The organism is Ruegeria sp. ABV3_008 (assembly GCF_056161185.1).
Genome location: NZ_JBSWYP010000025.1, coordinates 1 through 13,054, shown reverse-complemented (window position 1 = coordinate 13,054; position 13,054 = coordinate 1). Strand labels below are relative to the sequence as shown.

At 53.4% G+C, this 13,054-nt stretch carries 10 protein-coding genes, 2 tRNA genes and 1 pseudogene; 6 read left to right on the top strand and 7 right to left on the bottom strand.

Features of this window, described 5'->3' with window-relative positions; translation table 11 throughout:
• A partial coding sequence (locus tag ACXAH8_RS22960) for a hypothetical protein (protein ID WP_475219727.1) occupies nt 1-181 on the bottom strand: 181 nt, incomplete at its 3' end.
• A gap of 473 nt (nt 182-654) precedes the next feature.
• On the opposite strand from ACXAH8_RS22960, the gene ACXAH8_RS22955 reads away from it, so the two are divergent.
• The 3 genes from ACXAH8_RS22955 to ACXAH8_RS22945 all read left to right on the top strand — a co-directional run bounded on the left by ACXAH8_RS22955 (nt 655) and on the right by ACXAH8_RS22945 (nt 3,262).
• Nucleotides 655-2,127, top strand: coding sequence for a flavin-containing monooxygenase (locus ACXAH8_RS22955; RefSeq protein WP_475220827.1), 1,473 nt, complete (start codon nt 655-657; stop codon nt 2,125-2,127).
• A gap of 1 nt (nt 2,128) precedes the next feature.
• A complete protein-coding gene (locus tag ACXAH8_RS22950) occupies nt 2,129-3,100 on the top strand; it encodes an alpha/beta fold hydrolase (protein ID WP_475220825.1) in 972 nt (323 codons plus the stop codon).
• A gap of 85 nt (nt 3,101-3,185) precedes the next feature.
• Nucleotides 3,186-3,262 (top strand) — tRNA-Met (locus ACXAH8_RS22945).
• A gap of 945 nt (nt 3,263-4,207) precedes the next feature.
• Here the strand turns inward: ACXAH8_RS22945 and ACXAH8_RS22940 are convergent.
• Nucleotides 4,208-4,424: pseudogene (locus ACXAH8_RS22940) on the bottom strand (integrase core domain-containing protein); the annotation flags it as partial.
• 239 nt (nt 4,425-4,663) lie between these two features.
• Here ACXAH8_RS22940 and ACXAH8_RS22935 point away from each other — a divergent pair.
• Nucleotides 4,664-4,738, top strand: a tRNA-Gln gene (locus ACXAH8_RS22935).
• Nucleotides 4,739-5,156: 418 nt separating this feature from the next.
• Here the strand turns inward: ACXAH8_RS22935 and ACXAH8_RS22930 are convergent.
• Nucleotides 5,157-5,606 (bottom strand): hypothetical protein, encoded by a 450-nt coding sequence (locus ACXAH8_RS22930; protein WP_475220823.1) that lies wholly within the window; start codon nt 5,604-5,606, stop codon nt 5,157-5,159.
• A gap of 167 nt (nt 5,607-5,773) precedes the next feature.
• Here ACXAH8_RS22930 and ACXAH8_RS22925 point away from each other — a divergent pair, with 167 nt between their 5' ends.
• On the top strand, nt 5,774-6,010 hold the full coding sequence (locus tag ACXAH8_RS22925; protein WP_475220822.1) for a hypothetical protein: 237 nt from the start codon (nt 5,774-5,776) through the stop codon (nt 6,008-6,010).
• A 192-nt stretch (nt 6,011-6,202) separates the two neighbouring features.
• On the opposite strand, the gene ACXAH8_RS22920 is transcribed toward ACXAH8_RS22925, so the two are convergent.
• The 4 genes from ACXAH8_RS22920 to gntH form a co-directional block, all read right to left on the bottom strand.
• A complete protein-coding gene (locus ACXAH8_RS22920) occupies nt 6,203-7,462 on the bottom strand; it encodes a HupE/UreJ family protein (protein ID WP_475220821.1) in 1,260 nt (419 codons plus the stop codon).
• Between the two features lie 4 nt (nt 7,463-7,466).
• Complete coding sequence (locus ACXAH8_RS22915) at nt 7,467-9,236, bottom strand: hypothetical protein (protein WP_475220820.1); 1,770 nt, start codon at nt 9,234-9,236, stop codon at nt 7,467-7,469.
• Nucleotides 9,187-9,996 carry a hypothetical protein gene (locus tag ACXAH8_RS22910; protein WP_475220819.1) on the bottom strand — a complete coding sequence of 270 codons (810 nt, stop codon included), beginning with the start codon at nt 9,994-9,996 and terminating at the stop codon, nt 9,187-9,189. Before ACXAH8_RS22910 ends, ACXAH8_RS22915 begins: the two co-directional genes overlap by 50 nt.
• Before the next feature lie 64 nt (nt 9,997-10,060).
• Nucleotides 10,061-11,380 carry a guanitoxin biosynthesis MBL fold metallo-hydrolase GntH gene (gene gntH, locus ACXAH8_RS22905; protein ID WP_475220818.1) on the bottom strand — a complete coding sequence of 440 codons (1,320 nt, stop codon included), beginning with the start codon at nt 11,378-11,380 and terminating at the stop codon, nt 10,061-10,063.
• Between the two features lie 177 nt (nt 11,381-11,557).
• Between gntH and ACXAH8_RS22900 the strand changes: the two genes are divergently transcribed.
• Complete coding sequence (locus ACXAH8_RS22900; RefSeq protein WP_475220817.1) at nt 11,558-12,892, top strand: tetratricopeptide repeat protein; 1,335 nt, start codon at nt 11,558-11,560, stop codon at nt 12,890-12,892.
• Nucleotides 12,893-13,054: the final 162 nt, after the last annotated feature.

Below are 13,054 nucleotides of genomic sequence, written 5' to 3'. Positions count from 1 at the left end.
GAATCTGAGAGTTCCAGCTGCCCAGAGTGCTGTTCGCGTTCGCCGGAAAAATCAGCGCCCAAAGCACAAGGGCTACCATCACACCCTTACTGATCAGCGCAATCGGAACGCTGTTATTCTCATAAAAACCACTATCCGCGGTCTTAATGTCCAAATCCGTAAACGGTTCTTTAATCGACATCAATTTCCTCCGTGTTGTCGATTTGATAAGGCGGAAGGCCGTTCTGTTTTCTGGCTCTTCTCTTATGTTTTTGCGGTGATCGCACCGGTCGTTCAGGCGCGCGGCTTTAAATCCTGACCCACTCAGGTTCTGTCGCGCCTTGAATTTTTCCTTGTGATTTCGATGTTAAACGGACACCGAAAAGGCGTCTTTGGTTAAGTGGGTTGGTTGGGAAGGCTAGACACTCTTTGCGTGTGTGGTGCTCCGGATTCCGACCTTTTCGGTCGCAATGACGACGGATTTTGCGAGCCTTATTGCCAAAAAGGGGCGTTTTGACTGATCGAATTCGTCGAAAACGACATAGTGGCACGTCACACTCAGCGTATGCGAGTGCTAGTTTGGCGGCATTACCCAACGGGACGCTGTTCAGGGCGCCGCCTGCGCTTATAGTCTTTGCCAATACACTCTGGTCGTCTTGAAGAGGGGGGGAGGGCGTGGATCACAATGTCGATATGCTGATCATCGGGGCCGGGTTTTCCGGGCTGACCATGGCACTTGAGGCGCGCAAACGTGGCCTCCGCAACATCGCTATTCTGGAAAAGGCTGGTGATATCGGCGGGACATGGCGCGAGAATACCTATCCCGGTGTTGCCTGTGATATCCCCTCGCACCTTTATTCGATGGCCACACACATAAACCCGAACTGGAGCCGCGCCTATGCGGAAGGAGCCGAGATTCAGGCGTATCTACAGGATGTTGCGCGCAAGGAAGGCCTTTACGACCTCTGTCATTTTCAGCAGGAGTTGAAGTCGGCCAAATGGGATGGCACGCGCTGGCAAGTCGAGACGGAGTCGGGGCAGAGCTGGTCGGCGCGGTTTCTGGTCTCAGCCATCGGTGCGTTGCATCATCCCAGTATTCCGGACATTGCAGGGGCCGACAGTTTTCCGGGCCCGACGTTTCATTCTGCGCAATGGGATCACAACGTCTCGGTCGCGGGTAGGCGCGTGGCAGTGGTCGGAACGGGTGCCTCGGCGGTGCAATTCGTACCAGAGATCGCCAAAACGGCCCGCCATGTCACGATTTTCCAACGCAGCGCGCCTTATGTTCTGCCGCGTCCTGACGGCCCGATAGCGCCTTGGGTTCGCAGGCTTTACGCGCGGATTCCGTTGTTGCCGCGACTGCGGCGCAAGCTGATCTTCGCGGTTTTTGAATACCGCCATCGAGTGTTCCGCTGCGATCCGAAAATGGTGCAATATGCCATGAAGTTGTGGCGAAAAGAGCTTGAACGCGCGATCTCAGACCCTGCCGAAATCGAGAAGCTGACGCCAGATTACCGGATTGGCTGCAAGCGGATCCTCAGTTCGAACGATTGGTATCCGGCGCTTGCGCGCGACAATGTCGACCTCGTATCGCAAGCAGTCCGTTCGATTGAAAGAGACAGGATCATCGCAGCCGACGGCAGCGAAACGCATGCTGACATCCTGATCTGGGGCACCGGATTTCATGTCACTGATATGGTCGAACGACTCGATATCACCGGGACAGATGGGCAGACATTGCGCAATGCATGGGCAGAGGGGATGCAAGCCAATCTGGGCACTGCGATCGCAGGATTTCCGAATTTCTTCATATTGCTCGGGCCGCATACGGGCCTCGGCCACAACTCGGTCGTGCTGATGATTGAGGCTCAGGTCGGCCATATCGGCCGCGTTCTGGACGGGATGCAAAGCCAAGGGCTGGAGGTGGTTGTTCCAGACCCCGCACGGCAAGCCGCGTTCACCAAGGAAATGCAGGACCGTCACACTGACAGTGTCTGGCAGGTCGGAGGGTGCTCGTCTTGGTATCAAGACGCCGAGGGGCGCAACACGACTCTGTGGCCCGGAACAGTTGCAGAATTTCAAAAACGCATGGCACAATCCGGGTTAGAGCAATACGTTTCGGTTCCAGCCGCAGGCAGCGAGGTTTGATATGACGACGCTTCTTATTCTATTGGCCGTCTTCGCGGTGTTTCTGCTGGCAATGAACCTATGGACCCGTAGTCTGATGCGGGAAGGGCTGAAAACCGTTCCACAGATGGGGCAAATCCTTCCGGTGCGCGGTGGGCGCATTCACTACGTTGAAAAAGGCGACCCGAACGCGCAAACCATCGTGATGATCCACGGACTCGCAGGGCAATTGCAGCACTATACCTACGCGCTTGTCGACAAATTGGCCGAGGAGTACCACGTGATCGCCCTTGATCGACCGGGATGCGGGTATTCAACACGCGACAGCGCAGATCTGGCCCGACTGTCAGAGCAGGCGCGGATGATTGCCGAGTTTCTTGAGGTGAAAGAGGTCTCAAGCGCGATTCTTGTTGGGCATTCACTGGGCGGGGCGGTTTCGCTCGCGATGGCGCTCGACTTTCCCGAAAGGGTAGGCGGGCTGGCGCTGCTTGCCCCGTTGACCCAAAAACTGCCGGGAACGCCAGCGGTTTTCAAACCATTGGAGATTCGCACGCAATGGCTGCGACGCTTGATTGGCAACACGCTGGCCGTTCCCATCGCAGCAAAAACCGCACCGCATACATTGGGCGCAGTGTTCGACCCGGAAACGCCGCCTTCGGATTTTCTGGATCGCGCGGGCGGCGCCCTTGGCCTGCGCCCCTCGGCTTTTGTCACGGCGTCCGAGGATGTGATCGGCGTTGATCTCAGCATCTCCGAGCAAGTCGCCCGCTATGATGCGCTCCGGACGCCAGGTTCAATCCTCTACGGCACCGAGGATGCAATCCTGTCGGCGCCTCACCATGGCCCTCCAATGGAGCGCTTCGGGCTGGGATATGAGGTGATTGACGGGGCAGGGCACATGATCCTGATCACCGAGCCTGACCGCTGCGCCGCTTTCATCGCCGGTGTCGCCTCTGGCATTGCGGCGAGCGCGGCTCTGCCGCAGGAGGGGTAGCCGACGAACTGAAAGAATCCGCTAGTTGGGGGTGTTTTCCCTCTTGACCCTCCCTGACCGCTCCCTTAAATCGCCTCTCACTCATGGCGGAGTAGCTCAGTTGGTTAGAGCAGCGGAATCATAATCCGCGTGTCGGGGGTTCAAGTCCCTCCTCCGCTACCAAATACCTCTCTCAATGCATTGTTTGTAATCTGGTATTTTGGGAGTTGCCTTAACCCTGCCGTCAATTTACCCACACCGCGCTCTAGGTTCTGCGTCGGAACGTTCGTTATTTAATGGATTGGCTTTTCTACACTCAAAGCTGCCCACCCTGAACGAATGCTTCCATCTTTTCGAGTAGGTTGCCTCGAATGCGCTTCTAATAAAGTTCCACAATACTGATCTTAAGTATTCTCTGCAGATCCTAAGGTGATTGCTGTGTCAGAACCCCGTTCGCTTGGCTGACAGGCATATTGGGGGCCTCTTCGGCTATCGCGGACTTTCCATATTCGGGACGTGGTGGAGCAAGTGGCCGCTGGAAAAGGTGCTACATGCGGTCTGGGTCAAATTGCGAATGTGTATTTAGGTTCCACTTTTTCGCCTACAAGCCCGCAAATTCTTTCATTAGTTCCGGCCTATCTTCAAGCAAAGCCATGAGTTGACAAGCGGCCCACATCGCCGCGTAGCCGTCGGCGTCTTCGCTTTCTAACTGAAATGCGTTCATTGCAGCGGTGTAAGGGGTTGAGGGCTCGTGCATCTGCCAAACGGTTCCTTCAAGTCAATAAAAAAGAGAACCCTGACAAGAAACCAACAGCAACCCAAACTGAAGTAGCTGAAAAGGTTAAAGCAAGGTCCAACATCCATACCCCCCGGATTTCGTTGCGTATCTCGGCCATCAGATTCTTCAGGCAAGGATTCATACAGGAGTATTAAAGAACACGGTTGAACACGCAGAAAACAGGCCGTTAACATTCGGTTCACGAATGGAGATCCGCAACCCAACCGGGTCTGACGTCGCATCACCCTTGAGGCGATCCTGAGCGGCCAATTGTCTAGTGCGCAGCCTAATCTGACTGGTCCAAGTCGATTGATAGTGAATCATCGGCCTGTGATTCATCGCTACGATGGTTCGGGCGCTGGCGGACGATAGCCCAAATTCACTGTGGGGGCGTTTTGTGTTGTAGCGTATCCTCCATTGTTCGATCAGGATTTGTGCTTTGCGCAGGCTTTAGACGATTTCGCCTTTGAGCAGTTCGTCGCTGAACCGGCCATTGAATCTTTCGCAGTGTCCGTTCTCCTACGGGCTCCCAGTTTCAATGGAAGCCGTCTGGCCGCCGACAGCGGTAAAAGAGACATTGACCGCCCGAATTCGCACTCAAAGGGTCGAAGGTCCTGGAGATCTTCGTACTTTGGTTTGTCCATCCCGAGACAGACGCGTGGCCATATAGGTATCGAAAACAGGTCAAGAGAACCCTTCCGCGGACGCGGCAGCAAGCGTGACCAAAATTTTTTAAAGAGGGCCCATTTTTTTATCTGAATCCTCTTGAACCCTGCCAGCAACAATCGTAGACAGCCGCTCACCGATGGGGTGTAGCCAAGTGGTAAGGCAGCGGTTTTTGGTACCGTGTATCGTAGGTTCGAATCCTACCACCCCAGCCATATTCCTCACCATGCGGATTAACCATAAGCGTGCAAATTGCGCTCGGTTCGTGCAAATCGATGTCAATAAGTTTGTCTACTCACACAAAGTCGAAGATTCGCCATCATTTGTGCGTTTCTATTGGAAGCTCGGAACACTAGTTGCCTTAGAATATTGCTGCTGGCTTTTTTGTATCGAGCCGCGGCTGGTTGATGCAAAGGCCGATTCTAGGGTTTCGAACAAACTCGTCTTTGACATCTTGATCGACGCAGTGCCCAAGTAGGTTCCACATCTTCGGCTTCCGCAGATCGGGTCTCGTAAAGTTAAAAACGTCGTGGGGCACTGAGCGAACGAGTTGTTTGCTTTAAACTAGATTATCATTGCAGTGCCGAGTTTACTCAAATCTCAACTGTACTGGTTTGAGACTAAACCGCGGGGTCAACGAAGTACCATTATCTGATCTTCGGAAAGAAATTTAGCGGCAACCAACTCTTTCTTGGAGGCTTCTGCGTCTTGCGAAAAGAACAAAATTCTCAGGTTGTCCTCGGCCCTTGAGAAACAAACGTAGGCAAGTTTTGCGCTCTTCTCCCGTTGTCCGTCAGATGGTTCCCCTGCCGTTTCCGGCGTCAGTGTTTTTCGGAAGCTGTATTGGTTCCAAGCTGCTTCTAGGTCGTCGAAAACAACCAGCACTTCATTGTATTCCTCGCCCTTTACGCCGTGCTGGGTACTCAGAGGCGTGTTGTCAGTCACGAAGTTAACGTAATTTGCCATCTCCGATGTGCCCATCGTGAGGAAAACGTCAGCCAACCAGCCGCCCTTTTCAAGGACATGGTCCGGGTTGTCGTCGTCAAACTCTTCTGTTCGGCACTCCCGTTCCAAGTGGTCCACAACACGGTCCGAGAAATCTAGGAGATGATTTTCATGACAATAGAGAAGCAAGTCGTGATCCCGTTCACTTCGATGAGATCAGACTTTAGCGTGATAAAGAAGAACTGCGCGAGCTTTTGTTCGCCTACGCGGACGAGGCGGAAATTGACATCTTCCAACTGGTAACGATGGACTTTCTACGTCGACTGGACTTCGCTTGTGCTCATCGATGGGGCCTTGTCATCGAACTGTTGATTGACACCCTCACCAAGGCAAAACTAGAGGGTAAAAGCGAACTCAAGCTGGAAGACTTCGCTGAACAGTTTGCACTACGGACAGGTACGAAAAAGCAGTATTCTCCGTTCACAGAGCCAGATTATGTCGAGGCCTTCGATACAAATAGAATGCTCAAATTGAACGATTAGTCAGTATCTGATAAAAACTAGTCTGCAAATTCGAAGGCATGCTGCACCTGCATTCGGCGGGTCGCAGCCCAAAGCGGACATTCAATCCAAGACTTTGCAGATTGAGTGACACGCAAAAAACTGACCGTACATCTGCGAAAGCCGCGTGTCGGATTGCTAGCGGCTGCGTGCTTCATGTTAACAACGCGTGTGTTAGAGAAAGAACTCTGCTCGTTCTACTACCCAAACCATTGCGACCAGACTTGCGCAAGCCGCAACGGCAGCGCGAGAGCCCACCCAAATACGACCTGGTTGTTTGCGCAAGAACAACACCAATGGCCAGACCAATAGAACGATCATGACTTGACCAGCCTCTACTCCAACATTGAACGCCAGCAAGCTGTGCCAAACGTTTGGAGCATCTACACGAAGAATCTGGTGCAACATGAAGGAGAACCCAAACCCGTGCAGCAACCCAATCCCGGAAGTGATGGCAAAAGCCTTCAGGTCACCATGTCCTTTCTCTGGTGGCCAAACCGCCATTGCAGCTGCGTAGATTATTGAAAGTGCTATTGCCAATTCGACAGTTGGGATGAACCACGCTCCGTTCGGCGCGAAGCCAAAAAAACCAAAAATCAATGTTACCGTGTGGCCCAAGGTAAAGCCTGTGACGCGGGCGAGAAGGCTGTGCAAGTTCATGGCGCCGATGATCATGCAAAGCACAAAGAGCACGTGATCCGGACCTTCCAAAATATGCCGAATACCTTCGACAAAGAAGGTCGAAGCGGCTGCGCTTGCTGATCCCGAAACATCGACCGGGGTGTGCATCAGGCCCCGCGCACGAAGTGTACGAACATCCTGTCCGTTGTAGTCGATTATCAGGTTCGCCGTTTCTTCTTGTCCAGTAAGCCCCGGATCAGAAGTGTAGGATACACTGTATGCTCCAACTTCTCCCGTCACAAAGCGCAGATGCACGTCAACCATCACCTCGCCAACGTAAATCTCCTCGGTTTTTGGCAAAACATCTCTTGGCTCAAGTGCCGAACGCGCCTCATCAAGCGTGGCGAATCCAGGTTCTTGCCCCACCGAGTGTAGTCTTATCGAGACGATTTCTGCCGTTTGTCGGTGCCCGTCGACAGATAGCACAAAGCCGTTTTCAGCAATACGAGCCAAACCGGATGGGTCTTTGTGAAATGCGACCTGATCCAAGTAGTGCATGAGCACGCCATCTTCGATCAGATTGTATGTGTACGGAGCCGGTGCAGGCAAACCGTCCGTACCCTCTGGACCGACGAGTTCCGCAACTAAATAAGGCATCGGAAGGCGCAAATAGACATCAAGTCCATCTTCTGAGTGAGCCACATGATGAATGCGGACATTCTGGTTGAGATTGAAATGCGCCTCTGCTCTGTCCGCGCACAAAAAGATCATGGCAAACAAGAACGTGGCAAAAAACAACCTCACGATAGGCACTGAATTATCCTCCTGTTTTGGCGCTGATAATCGTCAGATCATCGAGCATCCAATGATCGCCGTGCCGCGAAACGTCTAGCAAGCCACGATAAGAAACCGCTTGCCTGTGTAGGTGCCCCCAATGACCTCCGCTTACACGGGCAGTCCAATTGGCGAGGACCTGATGCTGATTTCTGTCTTCGCCGAGCGTGAAGCTCTCGACATTCAGGTCAGAAATCGCTTCGACGCGTGCCATGGCGCCAGAGGGCAAGGTAACTGACAACCCACGCTGCATTTCTGCCTGAACCTTGTCGCGATTCATTGCTTCGACATATGGTTCCATCGCCGCTACGGCATTGTCATCTCGCGTCTCAAGCATCGTGTTTCCGATGTTGGTCACCAACCCTTCTACGATTTGATGCGTCGCGATCTCGTCCGGCTCGGGCGCTGACGACAAGTTGTTCAGCGAATATGTGGCAATCGCAGCGGCACCGAAGGCCCCGGTAAGGCCAAGTAAGATCAGACGCTGACCATTTGCACGCTGAAACGAAAAATAGGCGCATATCAAACACAGAACGCCTAGGCCAAATGCAATCGAAGGCACCTGTGTTGCACCCGCGACTTTGACAACGACCGGGCCCGTTTTTGGGTTCGTCCAAGTTTTCAGGTGATTGTTCCAACTTACAACAGGGTCGGCTGCGTAAATCTGCGAGGGGACTGCCCCTGCCGGATCGGAGAGGGTGATCGGGATCACATCCAGACCATCCGGGAAAAGCTCCCATGCCAGATCAACTCGGTTCGGTAAGGTCGCAACCGGATAGGAAAGGACAACACCAAGCAGCATCGTCTTTCGGTTTGCCTCTGCTTCATCCGGAAGAACACGCAAACCTTCGGCCCCGACCTCGATACGTGAGACCTGTACCGTTTCCGGTTTCATCGGCTTGCCGTCTACGGCGAGCGGGTTTTTAGTCACAAGAAAGTCCGATACGCCAGACTTGATTTTGGCGACATTATCTGGAGTTAGTCGCTCTGCGCCACCCAAGCCCAGATCGGCCCAAGTTTCGAAGTCTTTCAAACGCAATATGATCTCGTGCCGGACCACACGCGGCTCCATGGCCAGGAACGACATCATCGGGGATTTGTGGTGGCGGGTGAGATTTGGGTTCTCAAATTTGCTAAACCAAGGATCGTCCCAATCTGGCAGCATTGTCTCAGCCTGAGAAAGGTAACGATAGTCTGTCACCGGAACACCCATATGCTCGGCCACAACGCCAAGTGAAGCCAAGGGAATCCCGTCTGGACTTAGCGGGGGAATGAATGTGATCCGTTCAGGTTTGCCGTTAAACGGAAACTGCATATCCACGTAGACGACATTTTCGCTTCGTGGTCGCGGTCGATACTGAGCGCTCGCTGCTGTTTTCCGGGAAATTCTGGGGCGCACATCAATCGTATTTGTTGTGCTGGTCAATTCCTCTTCGTCTGCCCAGATCTGAAGGTTTCGACCCGTACGCTCGGCCAGTGACGTACCCGAACCATCATCTGGAATGACGAATATGGGATAGTCGCTCAAATCGACCTCAAGGAGAACCCGCACATGATCAGGCTGCACCGAAAGCTCAACAAAGTTCGGCGCGGTTTCTCCGCCGTAGGGGGACACAAGATCAGCAATCGATGGGTTTGCGCCAATCGCAAAACTGGCGAGCGCTGAGCCCACCCAAGCCCATGTCTTGCTGCATTCGCCAATCTTAGAAATGAAACGAGACGGCAGCATAGATACCATTCTGGTCCACGTCATAGGCAAACTCCCCGCCCGAGCGGTCAGTGGAATAGTCAATTCCATAGAACTGATAGCCAAACCGCAGAGACGTGTTCTCCCAGCCCCTCCAGTCAAACCCAGCCAGAAGCAGGTATTGCAGGTCATCGCCATTCACACCGAAGCCACTGAGTTCAGCGCGGCTGGCGAAACTCCATTTATCGTTGATTTCCATCGCATAGCGGAGCGCGATCATTGGCTCGAACCAATCCTCTGTTCCGCCCAGCGTTACACCGGGCCCAGGACCCGCAATGTCGATTTCTTGTTTAAGCCGATTCCACTGAACACCGATTGCTACATCTGCTGCATAGCGTCGACCCGAAGCATTGACCCCGTTTGCAAACCGGTAAGCCCCCTGAACGTTTACAAAGGTCTGCCGGACATCAACATCAACGTTTGCGTTTCCACCCGGCAAGGTTCCGTCTTCACCGAGTCTTACGTAATAGACCTCGGAGATGATTCCGAAATCCCCGTTCCAACCTTCATAGCGTACGGAAGCTGCGCCCTGCAGCACGTCCAGCACCTCGCTCAGGCTCAGGTCCAGATCGACGCTGGTACCATCAATGGTTGATGTGCCAGTCGTGCTGAGCGGAAGGAACAGATATGGCGTGATTGAGTGTCGCCAACCGCCGCCATCATTTTCAGAACGTGCAAGTGACTGGGCGTTTGCCGCGTTGGAGATCGCGACGAGCAACCATCCAACACAGACCAAATAGCGAGAAATAAATGAGGTATGTCGCATAGAGAATTCCGATCAGAATTGAAAGAACCGGCGCGTGTTGAAGTCGCGCCGGTCAAATTTGATTTTAGTTGTCGCCCGGATAAGGGAACTCTTGGCCCAACACTTCTGACGCTTCCTCGTAGATCGGACGCAAGACGTCATCCACGTCGTCAACACCTCCGAGAGTGAACTCTGAGAACGTAAGAACATCTTGCGGCACACCAGCCTTTTCAGAGAAATTGACCCTATCCTGCATGTCGGGTGCTTGCGCAGGAGCAGCCAGCGGGGGCGCCCAAGTTCTTTCTTCGGTCGCGGCCATGCGAATGGTTATGTCGTCCTTGGTGACGTTCCAAACCATAAAGTCGTCCGCGAGACTGAGCGGCCCGTCATAGGTCGACCGAATGCGCTGATAGACCGAGTTGACGGTGTCGAAATCGTTGAAGAAGTGATACGCGACGGCCAGTCTTGGTTGGATGTCACTCATCACCTTACCAAAGGCTTCAGGTGCTGTGTGGACTTGGGTTCCAACCAGCAGTGCCGATTCAGGTGTAAACTTCATCTTGGTGACCAGTTCAGGTACGGCGATGAAACACTCGTGGATCGCGAGATCCGCGTTCTTTGCGTATTCCTTGAACCACTTGTTCGGATAGGTGTCCGAGCTGAACACAAACTTCAACCCATTCCATTCCAAAGCATAGCTAACAGAGCCATCAATCGCGTGGATCGCTGGGAAAGAGCGAATGGTTACGCCATTGTTCTCATAGACCACCTGGTTTTCACCCTTGTAGTCGAATTCGTTGATTTCCAAGCTATACCCGCGAAAGTCTGTATTGCCGGCCCGCGCGGCTAGGTCCCAGGTCAACATCCGGCGCATATTTTCAAGCGCGTAGGCTGTCCCTAGTTCTTCCACGGGCCCGCTTGGCCCCCAAACCCGCAACGGAACATTTCTGCCCATCAATGCGCCACCGATGAAGAGGTCATGCAACGCTCCGAAATGGTCAGTATGAAGATGGCCGATGAAGACCTTGTCCAAATAATTGTACGGGATTTGCAGGGAAGAGATTCGCTCGGCCGATCCCGAACCAATGTCGAACAAGAACTTGTCTCCGTTGCCCAGTTCCACAAGGAAACACGCAGCGGCCTGAGCAGCCCGCGTTGTAGGCATTCCGGTTCCACACGCGACTACCCGCATTTCGTCTTCGGCGAGATCTTCAGTATTGGGGTAGTACACATCGCGTGGACGATCACGCACCATTGTCGGAGAAACTTCCTCTGCTTCCTGCGCGTATGCTGCCGAAGGAGCGACTAAATCGATGACTGCTTCAGTGACCGCTTGCGGAGAAACAGCCCAAGCACCAAATATCGCACCAATTGCGAAGTGCTTGCCGAGACTTCTGTAGGTCATACGTTGGGCCATTTGTTATCCTCCAGTCGCTTGGTAGATTGGCAAGCGGGGAATGCGGAGTTTCGCGCTCCGGCTCGCTGTTTTGGTTTCAAGTCTACGGTTCAGGTGACATTCACGTAAGTGACTCACGGTGAATAACGGGGTGACTCACGTGCCAATAAATGCAAAAATACGAATGTGGTACGACAATCTGAAAACATCTCGGACGATGAGAAGCGCGCTGCCCTCGGCAAGTTGATTGCTGACGCTCATCTGGATGGATCCGATAGGCTTCAGGCGTTCCTGACGTATATCGTCGAAGAAGATCTCGCTGGTCGCGGAGGTCAAATTCGAAGCAAGACGATCGCTCAGGATGTTTATGACCGCGATACTTCAGAGGGGACCGATCCGGAAAACATCGTTCGCGTCGATGCACGGCGGCTGCGTCAGTTCTTGGAGCTGCATTACGAGGGTATCGGAAAGGATGATCCGGTACGACTGTGTATCGATAGCGGTGGATATAGGCCGCGGTTCGAAACTGTCTCAGAAACCAGTGCGATATCAATCTCAACAAAAGCCAAACGCTTTGGTCTGCCCATAGGGGCGTTTACCATTGGGGCCGTCGTTGGTGCGTTGGTCGCAGTCGGTCTTTCCCAAGATGGACAGGAAACTGCTTTTGCCGAGGTGAGTGGTTTACCTGCAACTGACTCGAACGCGTATTTGCAGCGAGTGGCTATTTACGAAAAATCCCCAGCCGCATTACAAGCATTCAATTTGGCGGAACAAGCACGGACAATGATCTTTCCCATCTTCGACCGACAACGCCAGCTACTGGTTCTGTCCGTATTCGAAGGCGTGATTGAGATAGATCCAGAATATTTCGGTGGGTATGCCGGTGCAGCGCAGGCACTCGCGTCCCTAGCGGTGATAACTGCGCCGTCTGATGCCAAGACCGAATATGCTGAAGCCGCCATGAAGCTGGCGAACCAAGCGGTTAGCCTAGCCCCAGACCAAGCCTGGAGCCAGTCTGCCAAAAGCTGGGCCAATTTTGCCAATCGGGACTATGACGCCGCGCTGCAACTCAGTAGACGGGCTTCAAAACTTGATCCAAATGATGGTGCGGTCCTCGACTTTCTTGGTGCTGTGGCAATGTTTTCGGGCGAATTCGAGGAAGCTATTGCAACGGCTGACAGACTCTCTCTGCTAGATTCCAGTAACCAACGATTTGCTAACAGAAATATCTCGGGCGCGACTTACTTTCATCTTGGTGAATATGAAAAGACCGTAGAGCGCTTTGAAGAGGCTAAGCAGCTTGGCGATCCGCTCAGCGCTCCTTCACTAGCTTATGTAACGGCAGCGTTGTCAGCCATGGGGCAAGACCATGCGGCTAAAGCCAAACTGGCTGAACTTGAGCGTGCGTGGCCGGACGCGCCAATAGGTGTAATGCTTAAAAGCATCCACAAAGACGTCGAGAACGCAGAAGCCGTGCTACGCGAGTTGCGAAAACAAGGGTGGGTAAGCCCTGTCCGATAGGATGATGAACAACAGCTGGCAGCGTTGCCGTGGTCAAAATAGGCTCTGCCGGCGCCGGTAATCAGGTCGAGGTGCTGTCAACTAATTTGAACCAGTCTCAGCTAGGCCAGTAGCGCTGCCCTTTATGCCGCACCGAGTTCGCGCCACTCTGCGAGAGAGGCG

Excerpts from the sequence above, each read along its gene's own strand:
- ACXAH8_RS22950 (WP_475220825.1), top strand. The coding sequence starts at position 2,129 with ATGACGACGCTTCTTATTCTATTGGCCGTCTTCGCGGTGTTTCTGCTG.
- ACXAH8_RS22925 (WP_475220822.1), top strand. The coding sequence starts at position 5,774 with ATGGACTTTCTACGTCGACTGGACTTCGCTTGTGCTCATCGATGGGGC.
- ACXAH8_RS22915 (WP_475220820.1), bottom strand. The coding sequence starts at position 9,236 with ATGACGTGGACCAGAATGGTATCTATGCTGCCGTCTCGTTTCATTTCT.
- ACXAH8_RS22910 (WP_475220819.1), bottom strand. The coding sequence starts at position 9,996 with ATGCGACATACCTCATTTATTTCTCGCTATTTGGTCTGTGTTGGATGG.
- gntH (WP_475220818.1), bottom strand. The coding sequence starts at position 11,380 with ATGACCTACAGAAGTCTCGGCAAGCACTTCGCAATTGGTGCGATATTT.